Origin of the sequence: Marinovum sp. PR37, assembly GCF_028807375.1 — a bacterium.
GTDB lineage: Bacteria > Pseudomonadota > Alphaproteobacteria > Rhodobacterales > Rhodobacteraceae > Marinovum > Marinovum algicola.
On the sequence record NZ_JARAML010000004.1, the window covers coordinates 75,604 to 89,652 of the forward strand.

The 14,049-nt window shown below is 63.8% G+C and carries 16 protein-coding genes; 4 read left to right on the forward strand and 12 right to left on the reverse strand.

All coding sequences use genetic code 11. The features are described from left to right. Nucleotides 1-11: 11 nt before the first annotated feature. Genes PVW49_RS04920 through PVW49_RS04950 form a run of 7 tightly spaced genes read right to left on the reverse strand, consistent with a single transcriptional unit; the run spans nt 12 to nt 5,795 of the window. A complete protein-coding gene (locus PVW49_RS04920) occupies nt 12-881 on the reverse strand; it encodes a dioxygenase family protein (protein ID WP_274590036.1) in 870 nt (289 codons plus the stop codon). An 11-nt stretch (nt 882-892) separates the two neighbouring features. Continuing rightward, nucleotides 893-2,200 (reverse strand): TRAP transporter large permease, encoded by a 1,308-nt coding sequence (locus PVW49_RS04925; RefSeq protein ID WP_048530817.1) that lies wholly within the window; start codon nt 2,198-2,200, stop codon nt 893-895. Continuing rightward, nucleotides 2,197-2,709 (reverse strand): TRAP transporter small permease subunit, encoded by a 513-nt coding sequence (locus PVW49_RS04930; protein WP_244526424.1) that lies wholly within the window; start codon nt 2,707-2,709, stop codon nt 2,197-2,199. Before PVW49_RS04930 ends, PVW49_RS04925 begins: the two co-directional genes overlap by 4 nt. Nucleotides 2,710-2,740: 31 nt before the next feature. Then, on the reverse strand, nt 2,741-3,826 hold the full coding sequence (locus PVW49_RS04935) for a C4-dicarboxylate TRAP transporter substrate-binding protein (RefSeq protein WP_274590037.1): 1,086 nt from the start codon (nt 3,824-3,826) through the stop codon (nt 2,741-2,743). Between the two features lie 32 nt (nt 3,827-3,858). Beyond that, on the reverse strand, nt 3,859-4,290 hold the full coding sequence (locus PVW49_RS04940) for an OsmC family protein (protein WP_274590038.1): 432 nt from the start codon (nt 4,288-4,290) through the stop codon (nt 3,859-3,861). 30 nt (nt 4,291-4,320) lie between these two features. After that, a complete protein-coding gene (locus PVW49_RS04945) occupies nt 4,321-4,977 on the reverse strand; it encodes a malonic semialdehyde reductase (RefSeq protein ID WP_274590039.1) in 657 nt (218 codons plus the stop codon). Further along, complete coding sequence (locus PVW49_RS04950; RefSeq protein ID WP_274590040.1) at nt 4,974-5,795, reverse strand: fumarylacetoacetate hydrolase family protein; 822 nt, start codon at nt 5,793-5,795, stop codon at nt 4,974-4,976. Before PVW49_RS04950 ends, PVW49_RS04945 begins: the two co-directional genes overlap by 4 nt. Nucleotides 5,796-5,958: 163 nt before the next feature. On the opposite strand from PVW49_RS04950, the gene PVW49_RS04955 reads away from it, so the two are divergent. After that, nucleotides 5,959-6,345: a YciI family protein gene (locus PVW49_RS04955; RefSeq protein WP_074835441.1), complete on the forward strand. Its 387-nt coding sequence runs from the start codon at nt 5,959-5,961 to the stop codon at nt 6,343-6,345. Nucleotides 6,346-6,446: 101 nt separating this feature from the next. Here PVW49_RS04955 and PVW49_RS04960 read toward each other — a convergent pair whose 3' ends face one another. The 5 genes from PVW49_RS04960 to PVW49_RS04980 all read right to left on the reverse strand — a co-directional run bounded on the left by PVW49_RS04960 (nt 6,447) and on the right by PVW49_RS04980 (nt 10,562). Next, the gene (locus tag PVW49_RS04960) at nt 6,447-7,199 is read right to left on the reverse strand and encodes an ABC transporter permease (RefSeq protein ID WP_048530808.1); all 753 of its coding nucleotides are present in this window, start codon (nt 7,197-7,199) and stop codon (nt 6,447-6,449) included. 4 nt (nt 7,200-7,203) lie between these two features. After that, complete coding sequence (locus tag PVW49_RS04965; RefSeq protein WP_048533719.1) at nt 7,204-8,004, reverse strand: ABC transporter ATP-binding protein; 801 nt, start codon at nt 8,002-8,004, stop codon at nt 7,204-7,206. After that, nucleotides 7,991-8,752, reverse strand: coding sequence for an ABC transporter permease (locus tag PVW49_RS04970; protein ID WP_048530806.1), 762 nt, complete (start codon nt 8,750-8,752; stop codon nt 7,991-7,993). The genes PVW49_RS04965 and PVW49_RS04970 overlap by 14 nt, the downstream gene beginning before the upstream one ends. A 73-nt stretch (nt 8,753-8,825) precedes the next feature. After that, nucleotides 8,826-9,806 (reverse strand): ABC transporter substrate-binding protein, encoded by a 981-nt coding sequence (locus PVW49_RS04975; RefSeq protein WP_211568852.1) that lies wholly within the window; start codon nt 9,804-9,806, stop codon nt 8,826-8,828. 81 nt (nt 9,807-9,887) lie between these two features. Beyond that, on the reverse strand, nt 9,888-10,562 hold the full coding sequence (locus PVW49_RS04980) for a FadR/GntR family transcriptional regulator (RefSeq protein ID WP_274590041.1): 675 nt from the start codon (nt 10,560-10,562) through the stop codon (nt 9,888-9,890). A gap of 184 nt (nt 10,563-10,746) precedes the next feature. On the opposite strand from PVW49_RS04980, the gene PVW49_RS04985 reads away from it, so the two are divergent. Genes PVW49_RS04985 through PVW49_RS04995 form a run of 3 tightly spaced genes read left to right on the forward strand, consistent with a single transcriptional unit; the run spans nt 10,747 to nt 14,012 of the window. Further along, nucleotides 10,747-11,433: a fumarylacetoacetate hydrolase family protein gene (locus PVW49_RS04985; protein WP_274562851.1), complete on the forward strand. Its 687-nt coding sequence runs from the start codon at nt 10,747-10,749 to the stop codon at nt 11,431-11,433. A 60-nt stretch (nt 11,434-11,493) separates the two neighbouring features. Further along, nucleotides 11,494-13,035 (forward strand): acyl--CoA ligase, encoded by a 1,542-nt coding sequence (locus tag PVW49_RS04990; RefSeq protein ID WP_274590042.1) that lies wholly within the window; start codon nt 11,494-11,496, stop codon nt 13,033-13,035. Next, nucleotides 13,032-14,012, forward strand: a complete 981-nt coding sequence (locus PVW49_RS04995) for a 2-dehydropantoate 2-reductase (protein WP_274562848.1) — start codon at nt 13,032-13,034, stop codon at nt 14,010-14,012. The genes PVW49_RS04990 and PVW49_RS04995 overlap by 4 nt, the downstream gene beginning before the upstream one ends. Nucleotides 14,013-14,049: the final 37 nt, after the last annotated feature.

Here is a 14,049-nt window from a genome sequence, read left to right on the forward strand (position 1 = left end):
CCGGCCCGGCCTCAGGCCGCGACCAATGTGAGATCGAAGGTCACCTTCTGGTAATCGCCGGGCACCCTGCCGGACAGGTCGAAGCCCGTCGCCGGGAAACTGCCCGCCGGCATAGGCTGATAGCGCATCACCAGATCCGCGCGCACGCCGAACACTGTATCCTGATCGAGATAGGGGTCGTCCTCGGGAAAGACCTCGGTCACCAGCGGGCGGAAGCCCTCGGCCTCGGCAATGAAATGCAGGTGCGAGGGCCGCCAGGGATGGCGGCCGCAGGCGCGCAGGATGTCGCCCACCGGCCCATCCGAAGGCACGGTATATTCCACCGGCTTGACCGTGGTGAAGGCGTACCGTCCGTCGGCGCCCACCGTCTGAAGCCCATGGAAATCATAGGTATCCTGTTCCGGGTCCTGGCTGGAATAAAGCCCGTTCGGCGCGGTCTGCCAGATGTCGAGCCGGGCGCCGGGGATCGGATTGCCCTCGGGGTCTTTCACCACGCCTTCGACCAGCAGCACCGGCGCCTCGGTCTCGCCCCGCAGATCTCCGCCCACCGGCAGCGGCGGCGAGCCGGAGATATGGAACGGCCCCAGCACCGAGGACGAGGTGCCCTCGGCCGTCGAATGCAGCATGTCGACCAGCGACGACAGGCCCAGCACATCCGAAAGCAGCACGAATTCATGCCGCTCGGCATCCGAAATCTCGCCGGCGCGTTCGAGAAAGGCGATCCCGGTCTGCCATTCCGCATGGGTCAGGTTCACCTCCTTGGCAAAGGCATGCAGGTGGCGGACAAGGCTGGTCATCACTTCGCGCAGCCGGGGGTCGGTCTCTTCGCCCATGTAGCTGATGAAGGCCTCGGTGATGTTTTCCTGGGTGACATTGCGCATAGGGCAAACCTCTAATTCAGAATGGCAAGGCTGAGGGCGGGAAAGCGGATCAGCAGCACCAGCACCACCAGCATGACAAAGGCAAAGGGCAGCGCCCCGAGAAACACGTCCTTGAGCGAGATCCGCGCATCGTCGAGCGTGGCCTTGATGACAAAGCAGCTCAGCCCCAGCGGCGGCGTCAGCAGCCCGATCTCGGCCGCCACCACCGCGACAATGCCGAACCAGACCAGGCTGAGCCCCAGCGCCTCGATCAGCGGCAGGAACAGCGGCACCACGATCAGGATGATCGAGGCGGTGTCGAGGATGGTGCCGAGAAACAGCATCAGCACCACCAGCAGCACCATGATCCAGAAGAACGAGAACTCGTTGGCGGCCAGGATGGTCTGCAATTCGTTGGGCAGCCCGGCCAGCCCGAGCATCCGGGCATACATCGAGGCGGCGGTGATCAGAAACAGGATCGCGGCGGTGATATGGCCGGTCTCGATCACGGTTTCCCAGAAGCTGCGCCAGGTGATCCGGCGGCGCAGCGCCGCGATGACGATACCGAGAGCAGAGCCCGCCGCGCCGGCTTCGACCGGGGTGGTCCAGCCGGTGTAGATGCCGCCCAGCACGACGAGGATCAGACCGGCGATCGGCCCCAATTTCACCGCGATCTCGGACCAGGGCATCAGGGTCGCGGCTTCGACCTCGCGGCCACCGACAAAGCCCGGCGTCAGCCGCGCCATCAGCCAGATCGCCGCGACATATGCCGCTGCCAGCATCAGACCGGGCACCACGCCGGCCAGGAACATCTCGCCCACCGATTGCTCGGCCACGAAGGAATAGATGATCAGCATGGCCGAGGGCGGAATGATCATGCCCAGCACCGAAGAGCCCGCAACAACCCCCACGGCGAACCGCGGGTTGTAGTCGAAGTTCAGCATCTCGGGCACCGACATCTTGGAAAACACCGAGGCGCTGGCGATCGACGAGCCGGTGACCGCGGCAAACACCGCATTGGCCCCCACGGTCGCCATGCCGATGCCGCCGGTGATGCGGCGAAAGCCCTGGTTCATCACCGCATAGATATCGGCCCCCAGCCCCGCCTTGGAGACAATCAGCCCCATGAAGGTAAAGAGCGGAATCGTGGCAAAGGTGTATTCCATCGCACTGTCGCCGATGGCGATCTTGAGCAGCGCAAAGGACAGGTCGATGTTGTCGCGCATGATCCAGATGGCGAGAAAGCTCACCATTCCCAGCGCAATCGGGATATAGACCCCGAGATAGATCAGCACGATGATCGCGACGATCGAGAAAAGGCCAATTTCGACCGGCGTCATGATCCGCTTTCCAGTTCCGGTTGGTCATCGATCAGCGGGCGGGCGACATGCAGCAGGAAATGCACGACACAGAGCCCCGCGCTGAGCAGGATGACAAGCTTGACCGGCCACCAGGGCGCGGTGAACACCCCGGGCACGCCGAAATAATCCTGCGAGGCCCACATTTCCAGGAACTCGGGCCACATGGCATAGACCACCAGCGCCATGAAGATGGCGCTGATCAGGTCGATGGCACGGCTGAGCAGCCGGCCCTTGCGCGGCGCGCGCACTGCGAGCAGCCCCAGAAAGCCGTCGGATCGGGTCAGCCGGCCGACGCGGATGACGTCGGGCAGTTGCAGAAAGACGATGAGGACCATGGAGAATTGCACCACTTCCACCGCTCCGAGAAAGGGGCGATTGAACAATCCGCGGGCGATGATGTCATAATTCACCACCGCGACAAGCAGGACGACGACGAGGGTGCCGGCGGCATTGGCGGCCATCGCAATGCCGTCGGCAAGTCGTTTCACAGCGCTGCGCACCAGCTTTGCCTGACCGGGCTCAGTTGGTGGCCGCGTCGGCGGCCCAATCGCGCACCGGGGTAAAGCCCGCGTCTTTCAGCTTGGCCATGTAGGCCTGAAGCATCTCGGTGCCGGGCTGGCCGGCATCGTCCAGCCCCTTGGCCCATTCCGCCGCGATATTCGGCATCGCGTCGGCCCAGGCCGCGCGCTGGTCCTCCCCCAGTTCCGTGATCGTGCCGCCGGCGGCGACATAGGCGTTGCGGCTTTCCTCGGCGCGGTCCATGGCGATGCCCGCGACGTAATCGCGGTAGAGCACGGCGACCTCTTGCAGCGCCTCTTGCACCTCGGCCGGCAGCCCCTCCCAATAGTCCTTGTTCACGGTGATCGTCTTGGAATTCACCGCGCCAAGATCGGCGCGCAGCATATAGGGCGCGACCTCGGAGATCTTGAAGGTCGCCGCGGCTTCCGGCCAGAGCATGGCGTGATCGACAAGGCCGGTCTGCACCATGTTGTAGAAATCGGTCAACCCGCCGCGCACCCCGGCCGCGCCCTGGATGCCTTCGAGATAGCGCAGGTTCATGCCGGCGCCGGCAACCTTGTCACCCTCGATATCGGCCAGGCTCTCGACCGGCTCGCGCGAGAAGATCTGGTAGGTGTCAAGCACCACGCCGGTCGCCAGATAGACCTGGTTCTGCGCGTCGAACTCGGCTTGCATCGCCGGAAATTCCTTGGCGATCTCGTCCACCGCCCTGGCCACGGCGCGGGCATCGGCGGCGACAAACGGCGTGGCCGCCGCAATCGCCTGGCTCGGCAGTTTCGAATTGTGAAAGATCGTCGTCACGATGCCGATGTCGCCCAGCCCGAGCTTGATGCCCTCGAGCACGCCCTTGGGCTTGACGATGGTGCCGCCATAGCTTTCCTGCCAGTCCATCTGGTAATTGCCGGTCTCGGCGAGCCGCTTGTCGACCTCGGGAATGAAGAAATTGGTGAACTCCTGCACCCAGAGCGCCCGGGCCGGATAGCCGTCGATCACCACCGCCTTGATCGTCTCGGTCGCGTATGCGGGCAAGGCCGCGGTGCTCAGCGCAAGCCCGAGCACCGCGCGTTTAGCGAATGAATTGAACATGTCAGTCTCCTCCCAAAGTGTGACGCGGGCGTTCAGCCCTTGCGCCAGGTGATGTTCAGGTCCGTTCCGGATCTTTCGAACAGTTTCGAGATCGCGCAGAATTTGGCGGTCTCCGCGGCCACGTTTTGCAGCTCTTCTTCGGTGCATGGCCCATCGGCGGCCACGGCCAGCCGGATGGCGGTAAAGGGCACATCCACCTCCTCCATCAGAAGCACCCCGCGCCGATCGAAATCGACTTCCATGTCAAAGGCAAGATTGCCGATGTCGATGCCCAGGCTGTGGGCGCATTTGTGGCCGATCACATTGGTGCAACCGATCAGCGCCGCATAGGCGGTGGCAGTGGGTGACGGCCCCTCATTGGTGCCGCCGCGGGCCACCGGCTCGTCGATCACCACGGTGTTGCCGTCAATTTCGGCCTCACTGCGCGAGTGGCTGGTACCCCGGCCCGCCAGCTTGATCGTCATTTTAGTCTTTGGTCTGATCGCCATGGCGCCTCACAGAATTTCGCAGATATCGTCGAACGCAAACCGCGGCAGTTTCTGGAACAGCGCGCTTTCGTCGGCATAACCGAGATTGACCAGGAAATTGGATTTCCAGCCATTTTCGGCAAAGAACTCCTGGTCCACGATCTCGTTGGAAAAGCCCGACATCGCCCCCACGTCGAGCCCGAGCGCCCGGGCCGCGATCATCAGATAGGCGCCTTGCAGCGTCGCGTTGCGGAAGGCGGTGATTTCGGCGTAATCCTCCTTGCCGTCGAAAAGATGCTTGCGATCCTCGTGCGGGAACAGGAAATCCAGCCGTTGCCAGTAGAGCGGATCCCAGGCGACGATCGCGGTCACAGGCGCGGCGCGCATCTTGTCGATGTTCTTGGCCTTGAGCGATTTCGCCAGCCGGTCCTTGCCCGCCTCCGAGGTCACAAAGACAAAGCGTGCCGGGCAGGTGTTCATGCTGGTCGGCCCGGCGATGGTGATCTCGAACAGGGTACGCAGCAGATCCTCGCCAACCGGCCGGTCGGTCCAGGCGTAATGTGACCGCGCATCGCGCAGGATCAGATCGATGGCATCATCGTCCAGCCGGTCGACCCGCGCCCGCAGTGCCTGCACCGCCCGTTGCGCCTGCTGGCGGCGGATATCCGTGGGTTCACGCATCATTCCGCGGCTTCCCGTCCGATTTCGGCTTCGTCCACCACCGGGCTGGCACAGATGCCGATGCCCTCGATCTCGATCTCGACGGTTTCGCCGGGCTTGAGCCAGCGCGGCGCGGGTTTCTTGGCGTGGCCGACACCCGGCGGCGTTCCCATGGCGATGTGGTCGCCGGGCTGAAGCGTGGTATATTCCGAGATCGTGGCAATCGTCTGGGCCACCGACCAGATCATATTGCCGGTGTTCGAGCTTTGCAGGATCTCGGCGCCCACCCGGCTCTCGATCTTCAGCCCCGAGGCGCCTTCGGGCAGATCCTCCGGCGTCACCACGAACGGCCCGATGGCGCCGGTGGCGTCGAAATTCTTGCCCGGTGTCCATTGGTGCGTCTTGCGCTGGTAATCGCGCACCGAGCCGTCATTGAACACCGTATAGCCGAACACATGCTCCAGCGCCTGGGCTTCGGAAATATGCCGCCCGCCCTTGCCGATGATCACCATCAGCTCGGCCTCGTAATCCAGATGATCGGAACACCCCGGCCGCACCATCGGCTGGCCCGCCGCCATGATCGACTGTTGCCCGCGCATGAAAAGCGCCGGGTAGTCGGGAATCTCGTAACCGCCTTCCTTGATGTGATCGGTGTAGTTGAGACCGAGACAGATGATCGTCGGCGGTGCAGAGACCGGCAGCGCCGGCGTAATGTCGGACACCGCGACGCCCTTGGCGCCCCGCGCCAGCTCCCGGGCCTTTTCCTGGGCCTGTTCCAGCAACGACGGATCGGCGATCAGCGCCGCCAGGTCGTCCCCGATCCCGGTTACAGCCTCGGTCAAATTGACCGCCTTGTCCCCGTCGACCGCAAAGACGGCCCGTTTCCCGGATACACTTCCCACCAGCAGACGCATCGATTCCTCCAGCTTGATTGCAGATATTTTTGCCGATAAAAAATACTCAGGTCAAACAAAATCGATGTTTTTGAGTATGGAGGTCGAAAACATGCCAAAATGGAATGATTACATGTCCGAAGCCCGGTCGCGCGGCGCGCTGGCGCTGGAGCTTTTTGTGGTTCAATCGGTGCCGGCCGGCGATGGTGCCGACGTCAAAGCCGCGCTGCCCGATCATCTGGCCTATCAGGCCCGGCTCGAGGCTGAGGGCGTGCTGGTCTTTGCCGGGCCGATGTCGGACGAGAGCGGCGAGATGATGGAGGGCATGGGGCTGATCATCTATCGCGCGGCCTCGTTCGAGGCGGCGCGCAGTCTGGCCGAGAACGACCCGATGCACCGCGCCGGCGCGCGCAGCTTCACCCTGCGCCGCTGGTTGATCAACGAGGGATCGATCACCCTCTCCGTCGAGCTGTCGGGCCAAAACGTCAGCCTGACCTGAGACCGGCCCCCAGGCAGCCAAAGGGGGGGCCAAACCGCCCCCCCTTCCCTTACTGCTCGCATAGTTTGCCGTGACGGGCCACCGCGTGGCGGCCCGTCGGATCAGCGTTTCGCCGCGTAATAGGCGACGCGCCGTTCGAGGTAGGCCAGAAACTCGGCGATGGTGAACGCCAGCGCGAAGAGCACGATCAGAACGGCCCAGAAATGCGCCATCAGGAAGTTCGACGAATAGAGCTCGAACAGCGCGCCGAAGCCGACGATCGAGATCAGAAGCTGACCGATGATCACCCCCTTGACCGCCCGAATGACGCCGATGCGGACCCCGCCGAGGATCTCGGGCAGTGCGGCCCAGAAGTAGATCTTGAAGAAGGCGTCAGCCGGCGAGGCGCCGAAGGATTTCGCCATTTCGACCAGTGATCGGTTGATCTGTTTCACCCCCGCCCGCGAGTTCAGGATGATGATCCAGATCGCGAACAAGGTCGTGGTGATGATGATCGACTTCATGCCGAAGCCGAACAGCACCATCAGCACCGGGACCAATGCCGTCAGCGGAGCGCTGAGAAACACATTGACCCAAGGCAGCAGCAATTCGTCCAGCAGCCGCGAGCGCCCCATCAGGATGCCGACCGGAATGCCGATGAAGACGGCAAAGAACACCCCCACCACAAAGGCATAGCCGGTTTCGCCAAGCGCCTTGAGAAAGGCGGGCGTGCCGATGATCTCGAACAGCGTGGCCAGAACTTCCGACAGCGGCGGAACAAAGAAGGTCACGTCCAGCTGCCCGATCAGCTCCCAGAGCAGCCCCCAGATGATCAGCGAGGACATGCCGGGCAGGTTGTAGCCGAAGAGCTTCATGTCATCACTCCACGTAGCTGCGCAGCGAGGCCCAGATATCGTCGACGATATCGAGATATTCCGGGTCACGGCGGATCTGGTCGTGATCCTTGTGGCGAAAGCCCGAGGGGCGGATGATCTCGGACACCCGGCTTGGGCGCGGCAGAAGGATGGCGATCTGGTCCGAGACATAGACCGCCTCTTCGATCGAATGGGTAACGAAGATGAAGGTTTTGTTCTCGTTTTGCACCAGGCCCAGAAGGTCCTCCTGGAACTTGCGCCGGGTCTGCTCGTCGACCGCCGAGAAGGGTTCATCCATCAGCAACACCTTGGCATCGACCGACAGAGCGCGGGCCAGACCGACCCGCTGGCGCATGCCGCCGGACAGCTCGTGCGGGTAGCTGTTTTCGAACCCACCAAGCCCGACTTCCTTGATGTATTTCGCGGCGATGTCCTCGCGCTTGGACTTGTTGATGCTGCGCAGTTCCAGCCCGAAGGCGACGTTGCGCATCACCGTGGCCCAGGGCAGCAGCGCGAAATCCTGAAAGACAAAGGCGCGGTTCGGACCCGGGCCGGTCACCGGCTTGCCATTGACCTCGACCTCGCCCGAGGTCGGCTCCAGAAGGCCGGCGATGATCTTCAGCAATGTGGTCTTGCCGCAGCCCGAAGGCCCGAGCAGCGAGGTCAGCTGGCCGCGCGGAAACTCCAGCGTCAGATCCTTCAGCGCCTCGACCGCGCCATAGTTCTTCGAGATGTTTCGGACGGAGACAGCGATTTCGCTCAGAGCGGGTTCTGCCGTCGCAGGGGCTTCCTTAATCAGAGACATATCCACGGTCGTGTCCTTTGAAGAGGGTTTTTTCGGTGCGCTCCAGCAGGTTCAGAAACAGAACCGCAAGCACGATGATGGAAAAGATCGCCGCATACATGCTGGGGTAATCGGCAATCGAGCGGCTGAAGGTGATGATGTCGCCGACACCGGTTGGCGTGATCTTGAGTTCGGCCAGAATGGCGCCGATGAAACCGGCGGACACGCCAAGGCGCAGCCCCGAGAAGATCAGCGGCGAGGCGGCGGGAATGATGATCTTGATCAACATGTCGGTGCGCGTGCCGAGAAAGGATTTGCACATCTCCTTCATCGATTCCGGCGTGTGACGCACCGCGCTGGCAGTGTTCAGAACGATCACCGGCATGGCCATGATGCAGACCACGAAGACCTTGGACGTCAGCCCGATGCCATAGGCCATCACCAGAAGCGGGATCAGCGCGGCCAGTGGCGCCGATTGCATCACGATGAAGATCGGCGAGACCAGCCAGTCGAAGAACTTGCTGAGCCCGATCCAGAGCCCGAGCCCGATGCCCAGGACGGTGGAGATCGCAACGCCGACGACAAGCGGCCGCAGGGTTTCGGCATAGGCCTCCCACAGCCGCCCGTCCAAGGCCATATTGCCCAGCGCGGCCATGGATTCGAGGAAGGTGGGAAAGGCGTAGCTGACAGGTATTCTGCCGGCGATCTCCCACGCGCCGAAGATGATGACGGCAGACAGGATTTTCAGATAGAGCGAACGGTTCGCCATGGGGTGATGTCCCCTATTGTGGGATGAAAGGGTGCAATCCGGGCCGCAGGCGGCTCGGATTGCGCGTCGGAGATCAGTTCATCGCATTGTCGAGCGGCGCGAGATACCAGAAGTCCTCGATATTCAGGTCCGACGGATCGCCTTCGAGCTGACCCGCCGCCGAGTACCATTCGAGATCGGCATTGGCCGCGACCCTGCCGCCGCCATCCTTGGAATACAGCCCGGCGTCGACCGCATCGCCGTAAAAGCCGTCAAGCTCGCCCAGGATCTGTTCGGGCAACTGGCCGATCGGACCGTCGGGATTGGTCTCGCGGCGGATGATCGTCGGATCCTCGTGCATGTCGCGATAGGTGCTGAGCAGGGCATCGACAAAGATCTGCACGTCTTCCTCGTTGTTCTGGATCCAGTCGAGATTGGCGAACAGCGCCTCATCCGACGCCTCAACCTCGAACATCTCGAGCACGTTGAACCGGTCGGCCTCGGGGCTGCGCATCAGCTTGTTGGTGTTCGACAGGTCGATGATCGTGGCGTCCGCCTGGCCGCCAAGCAGCGCCGCCACCCGGTTCGACGATCCCGGCACGTAGGACCGTTCGCCGAATTCGATGCCCAGCCGCTCCTCGATCACATTGGCGATGGAATCGGTGCCGCCGCCCCGCGAATGCAGCAGGATCGGCTCTCCATCGAGATCCTCGAGCTCTTCGTATTTGGTGGTCGTGACCGGGAAGAACTTCAGCTTGGACAGCTGGAAGATAATCCGGATCGGCGCCCGGGACCGTTGCATCGCCGCATAGGGCGTGCCGAAGCCGATATCCATCTGGCCACTCAGCACCGCCTGGATGGCAAGCTCTTCATCCGAGAAAGCGGTCCATTCATAGTCCAGCCCGTTGGCCTTGGCACGTTCCAGCGCGACGAAGAAGGCTGCCAGCTCATCGGATGGCGTCTCGGCCAGGGCAATCTTGATCGTGTCCGCCTCGGCGAGTGCCGGCAGCATCAGGCCGCCGGCCATCACCGCCCCGGCGATCCACGCCGTGGTCTTGCGCAGTAGATGTTTCATCGTGTTCCTCCCTTGGATTTTGCTTTGGTCCCTACCGAGGGCGGGTGCGGATTTTCCGTCTTCCCCCCTGTCGGCCTGCTCTCAGATCTCCCCGAACAGGCGCGCCGACACCGATCCGATATGCCGGCGCATGGCATCATGCGCCCCCATCGGATCGCGCGCCTCTACGGCGGCGGCGATTTTCCTGTGCTCCTCGAAACTGGTGTGGCTGCGCGGCGGGCGGATGCTTTCGCGCACCACCCTGCGCCAGGCCACGTTGCGCTGAACCTTGTTCATCTGGTCATAGAGCGTGACCAGCAAAAGATTGTCCGAGGCCACCGCCACCGCATGGTGAAAGGCGTCGTCATGCGCCTCGTACTCGGCCCAGGTCTCTGCCTGTTCGCAGCTTTCGACCGCCTGCATGATCTTTGCCACCGCGCGGCCCGAGGCATTGACCGCCGCCTCGCGGGCGATGGCCGGCTCGATGCTCAACCGGGCGCGCATCACCTTGACCGGGGTCAGATGGTGGCCGATGTCGGGCAGTTCCAGCACGTCCCTGGCAGATTTGGGCTCGGCCAGAAAGGTGCCCTTGCCCACGTGCCGCCAGATCAGCCCCTCATGCTCAAGCGCTTCCAGCGCCCGGCGCAGCGTGGTGCGCGTCATTCCCAATGCGCCGATCAGATCCCGCTCTGCCGGAAGCCGGTCACCGGGCGCATAACCGCCCGCGTCGATAAAGGCTTTCAGACTGTCCACGCTGGCCTCGCGGCTAATGTGCATTGGTTTGTCCATTTCGCTGTCTAACCTCAGATTGATCCACCAATTCTGAGATATTGGATCGATTATGGCCGATCAATCCTATATTGCAAGAAATAAAATCGATATTATCGCAGTCTCTTCGGATTGATCCAAAATTGATCTGAGCTTATGACTTTAGCAACGAATCAAAAAACCTGGAGGAACCATGCCCGATTACATCATCGAACCGCCGCAGCCCGTGGGGCTGCCGATTGCCGGCAACGATGCCCTGTTCCCGGTGCGAAGGGTCTATTGCATCGGGCGCAATTACGCCGCGCACGCCATCGAGATGGGCGACGACCCCGACCGCGACCCGCCGTTCTTCTTCCAGAAGAATCCCGACAATCTCGATCCTTCGGGAGAATTCCCCTACCCCACAAAGTCAGACGACGTGCATTACGAGGCCGAGATGGCCGTTGCGCTCAAGACCGGCGGCGTCAACATTCCGGTCGATTCGGCGCTCGACCATGTCTTCGGCTACGCCCTGTCGCTCGACATGACGCGGCGCGACCTTCAAGGCGCGGCCAAGAAGAAGGGCCGCCCCTGGGAAGTGGGCAAGGCCTTCGAGCGATCGGCCCCGATCGGGCCGATCCTGCCGGCCTCGGACATCGGCCACCCTTCCGAGGGGCGGCTCGAACTCACGGTGAATGGCGAGACCAAGCAGGAAGGCGACCTGAACCAGATGATCTGGAAGGTGCCGGAGATGATTTCCTATCTGTCAGACCATTTCGAACTGGCGCCGGGCGACGTGATTCTCTCGGGCACGCCCGCCGGCGTCGGCCCGATCACCAGAGGTGATGTCATGGAGTTGAGCATCGAGGGCCTCGGCAGCCTGAAAATCCCGGTCGTCTGATCCTAGCCACCTGACAGGGGCCGCCCCCGCCGGGCGGCCCGCAACCAAGCGGAGCCCGCCATGAGCCAGACCCTCGCCACCCTGATCGCGGCGCATGCCGCCACCGCCCCGGCCATCGGCGCACCCGGGCGCGACTGGCTGACCTACGGCGCCCTGCGCGACCTGAGCGGCGCGGTCGGCGCGGCCCTGCACGGCCAGGGCATCGGCCGGGGCGACCGGGTCGCCATCGTGCTGCCCAACGGGCCCGAGATGGCCACCGCCTTTGTCACCATCGCCCAGACCGCCACCGCGGCGCCGCTGAACCCGGCCTACCGGCAGGAGGAATACGAGTTCTACCTCGAAGACCTCAAGGCCAAGGCGCTGGTGGTGGCCGCGGAATACGACGGCCCGGCCCTGCCCGCCGCCGCCCGGTTCGGCATTCGGGTGCTGCGGCTGACCGCCTCGGTGCGCGATCCCGCCGGCACCTTCACGCTGTCGACCGAGGCCGCCGGCGACAGGTGCGACACCACCGCGCCCGAGGCCGACGACACCGCCCTGATCCTGCACACCTCCGGCACGACCTCGCGGCCCAAGATCGTGCCCCTGCTGCACGCCAACGTCGCCGCCTCGGCGCGAAACGTCAGCGCCTCGCTGGACCTGACGCCGGAGGATTGCTGCCTGAACGTCATGCCGCTGTTTCACATTCACGGGCTGATTGCCGCGGTCTCGGCCTCGCTTGCCGCCGGCGCGCGGATCAGCTGCGCTCCGGGCTTCAATGCGCTGAAGTTCTTTGCCCAGCTCGACGAGGTTCGGCCCAGCTGGTTCACAGCGGTGCCGACCATGCACCAAGCGATCCTGTCCCGCGCCGCCCGCAACAGCGAGATCATCGCGCGGGCGCCGGTGCGGTTCCTGCGGTCGTCCTCCGCCTCGCTGCCGGCGCCGGTGATGCAAGAGCTGACGGCCACTTTCGGCGCGCCGGTGATCGAGGCCTATGGCATGACCGAAGCCGCGCATCAGATGTGCTGCAACCCGCTGCCGCCCCGCGCCCAGAAGCCCGGATCGGTCGGCATTGCCGCCGGGCCGGAAGTGGCGATTGCCGACGAGTCGGAAAACCGCCTGCTCGACCGCGCCGCCACCGGCGAGATCGTCATCAGCGGCCCGAATGTCACCCTGGGCTATGAGGGCAACCCCAAGGCCAATGCCGAGAATTTTTTCGAGGCCGGGGGCATGCGCTGGTTCCGCACCGGCGATCAGGGGGCCTTCGACGCCGAAGGCTATCTCCGGCTGACCGGCCGGCTGAAGGAGATCATCAATCGCGGCGGCGAAAAGATAAGCCCGCTCGAGGTCGACGCCGCGCTGTTGAGCCACCCCGAGATTGCCCAGGTCGTCTGTTTTGCCGTGCCGCATCCGAAACTCGGCGAAGAGATCGCCGCGGCGGCGGTTCTCGCGGAAGGGTCGTCGCTCGACGAACAGGGCATCCGCGCCTTCGCCGCCGAACGCTTGGCCGATTTCAAGGTGCCCCGCCGCGTCCTCCTGCTCGACGAGATCCCCAAGGGCGCGACCGGAAAGATCCAGCGCATCGGCATGGCCGAAACGCTGGGCCTGATGGAGGCCGGCGAATGAAGATCTGCATTTTTGGCGCCGGGGCCATCGGCGGCTACATGGGCGTCAAGCTCGCGCAGGCCGGGGCCGATGTCAGCCTGGTCGCGCGCGGGCCGCATTTGGCCGCGATGCAGGCAAACGGGCTGACCCTGCACGAAACCGACAAAGCCCCTGTCACCGTGCCGGTCACCGCGTCCGACGACCCGGCGGCGCTGGGGGTGCAGGATTACGTGATCGTCACCCTTAAGGCGCATTCCGTGCCGCCGGTGGTGACCCGGATGACCCCCCTGATCGGCCCCGACACCACCATCGTCAGCGGCGTGAACGGTGTGCCGTGGTGGTATTTTCACAAACATGGCGGCGCATTCGAAGGCACGAGGCTTGCCTCGGTCGACCCCGGCGACGCGCAATGGAACGGCTTTGGCCCCGACCGGGTACTGGGCTGCGTCGTCTATCCGGCGGCCGAGGTCACCCGGCCCGGCGTCATCACGCATATCGAAGGCAATCGCTTTTCGCTGGGCGAGCCGGACGGCACGAAATCCGACCGCGCGCTGGCGCTGTCCAGGGCCCTTGCGGCGGCCGGTCTGAAAGCGCCGGTGCGCCCCCGCATCCGCGATGAAATCTGGGTCAAGCTTTGGGGCAACCTGTCTTTCAATCCGATCTCGGCGCTGACCCATGCCACGCTTGAGGTGCTCTGCACCGATCCCGGTACGCGGGCGGTCGCACGCGGCATGATGCGCGAAGCGCAGGAGATCGCCGAGAAGCTGGGGGTGAAATTCCCCATCGATGTCGAACGCCGGATCGATGGCGGCGCGGCAGTGGGGGCGCATCGCACCTCGATGTGGCAGGATCTCGACGCCGGCCGACCGATGGAAATCGATGCCTTGGTTGGGGCGGTCCAGGAACTCGGGCGGCTGACGGACACTCCCACGCCGACGCTCGACACCGTGCTCGCGCTGGTCGCCCTGCGCGGCCGCGTGGCCGGCCTGTATCACTAGCCCCAGTCACATTCACTCTGCTGAAGCGGCGCGTGAA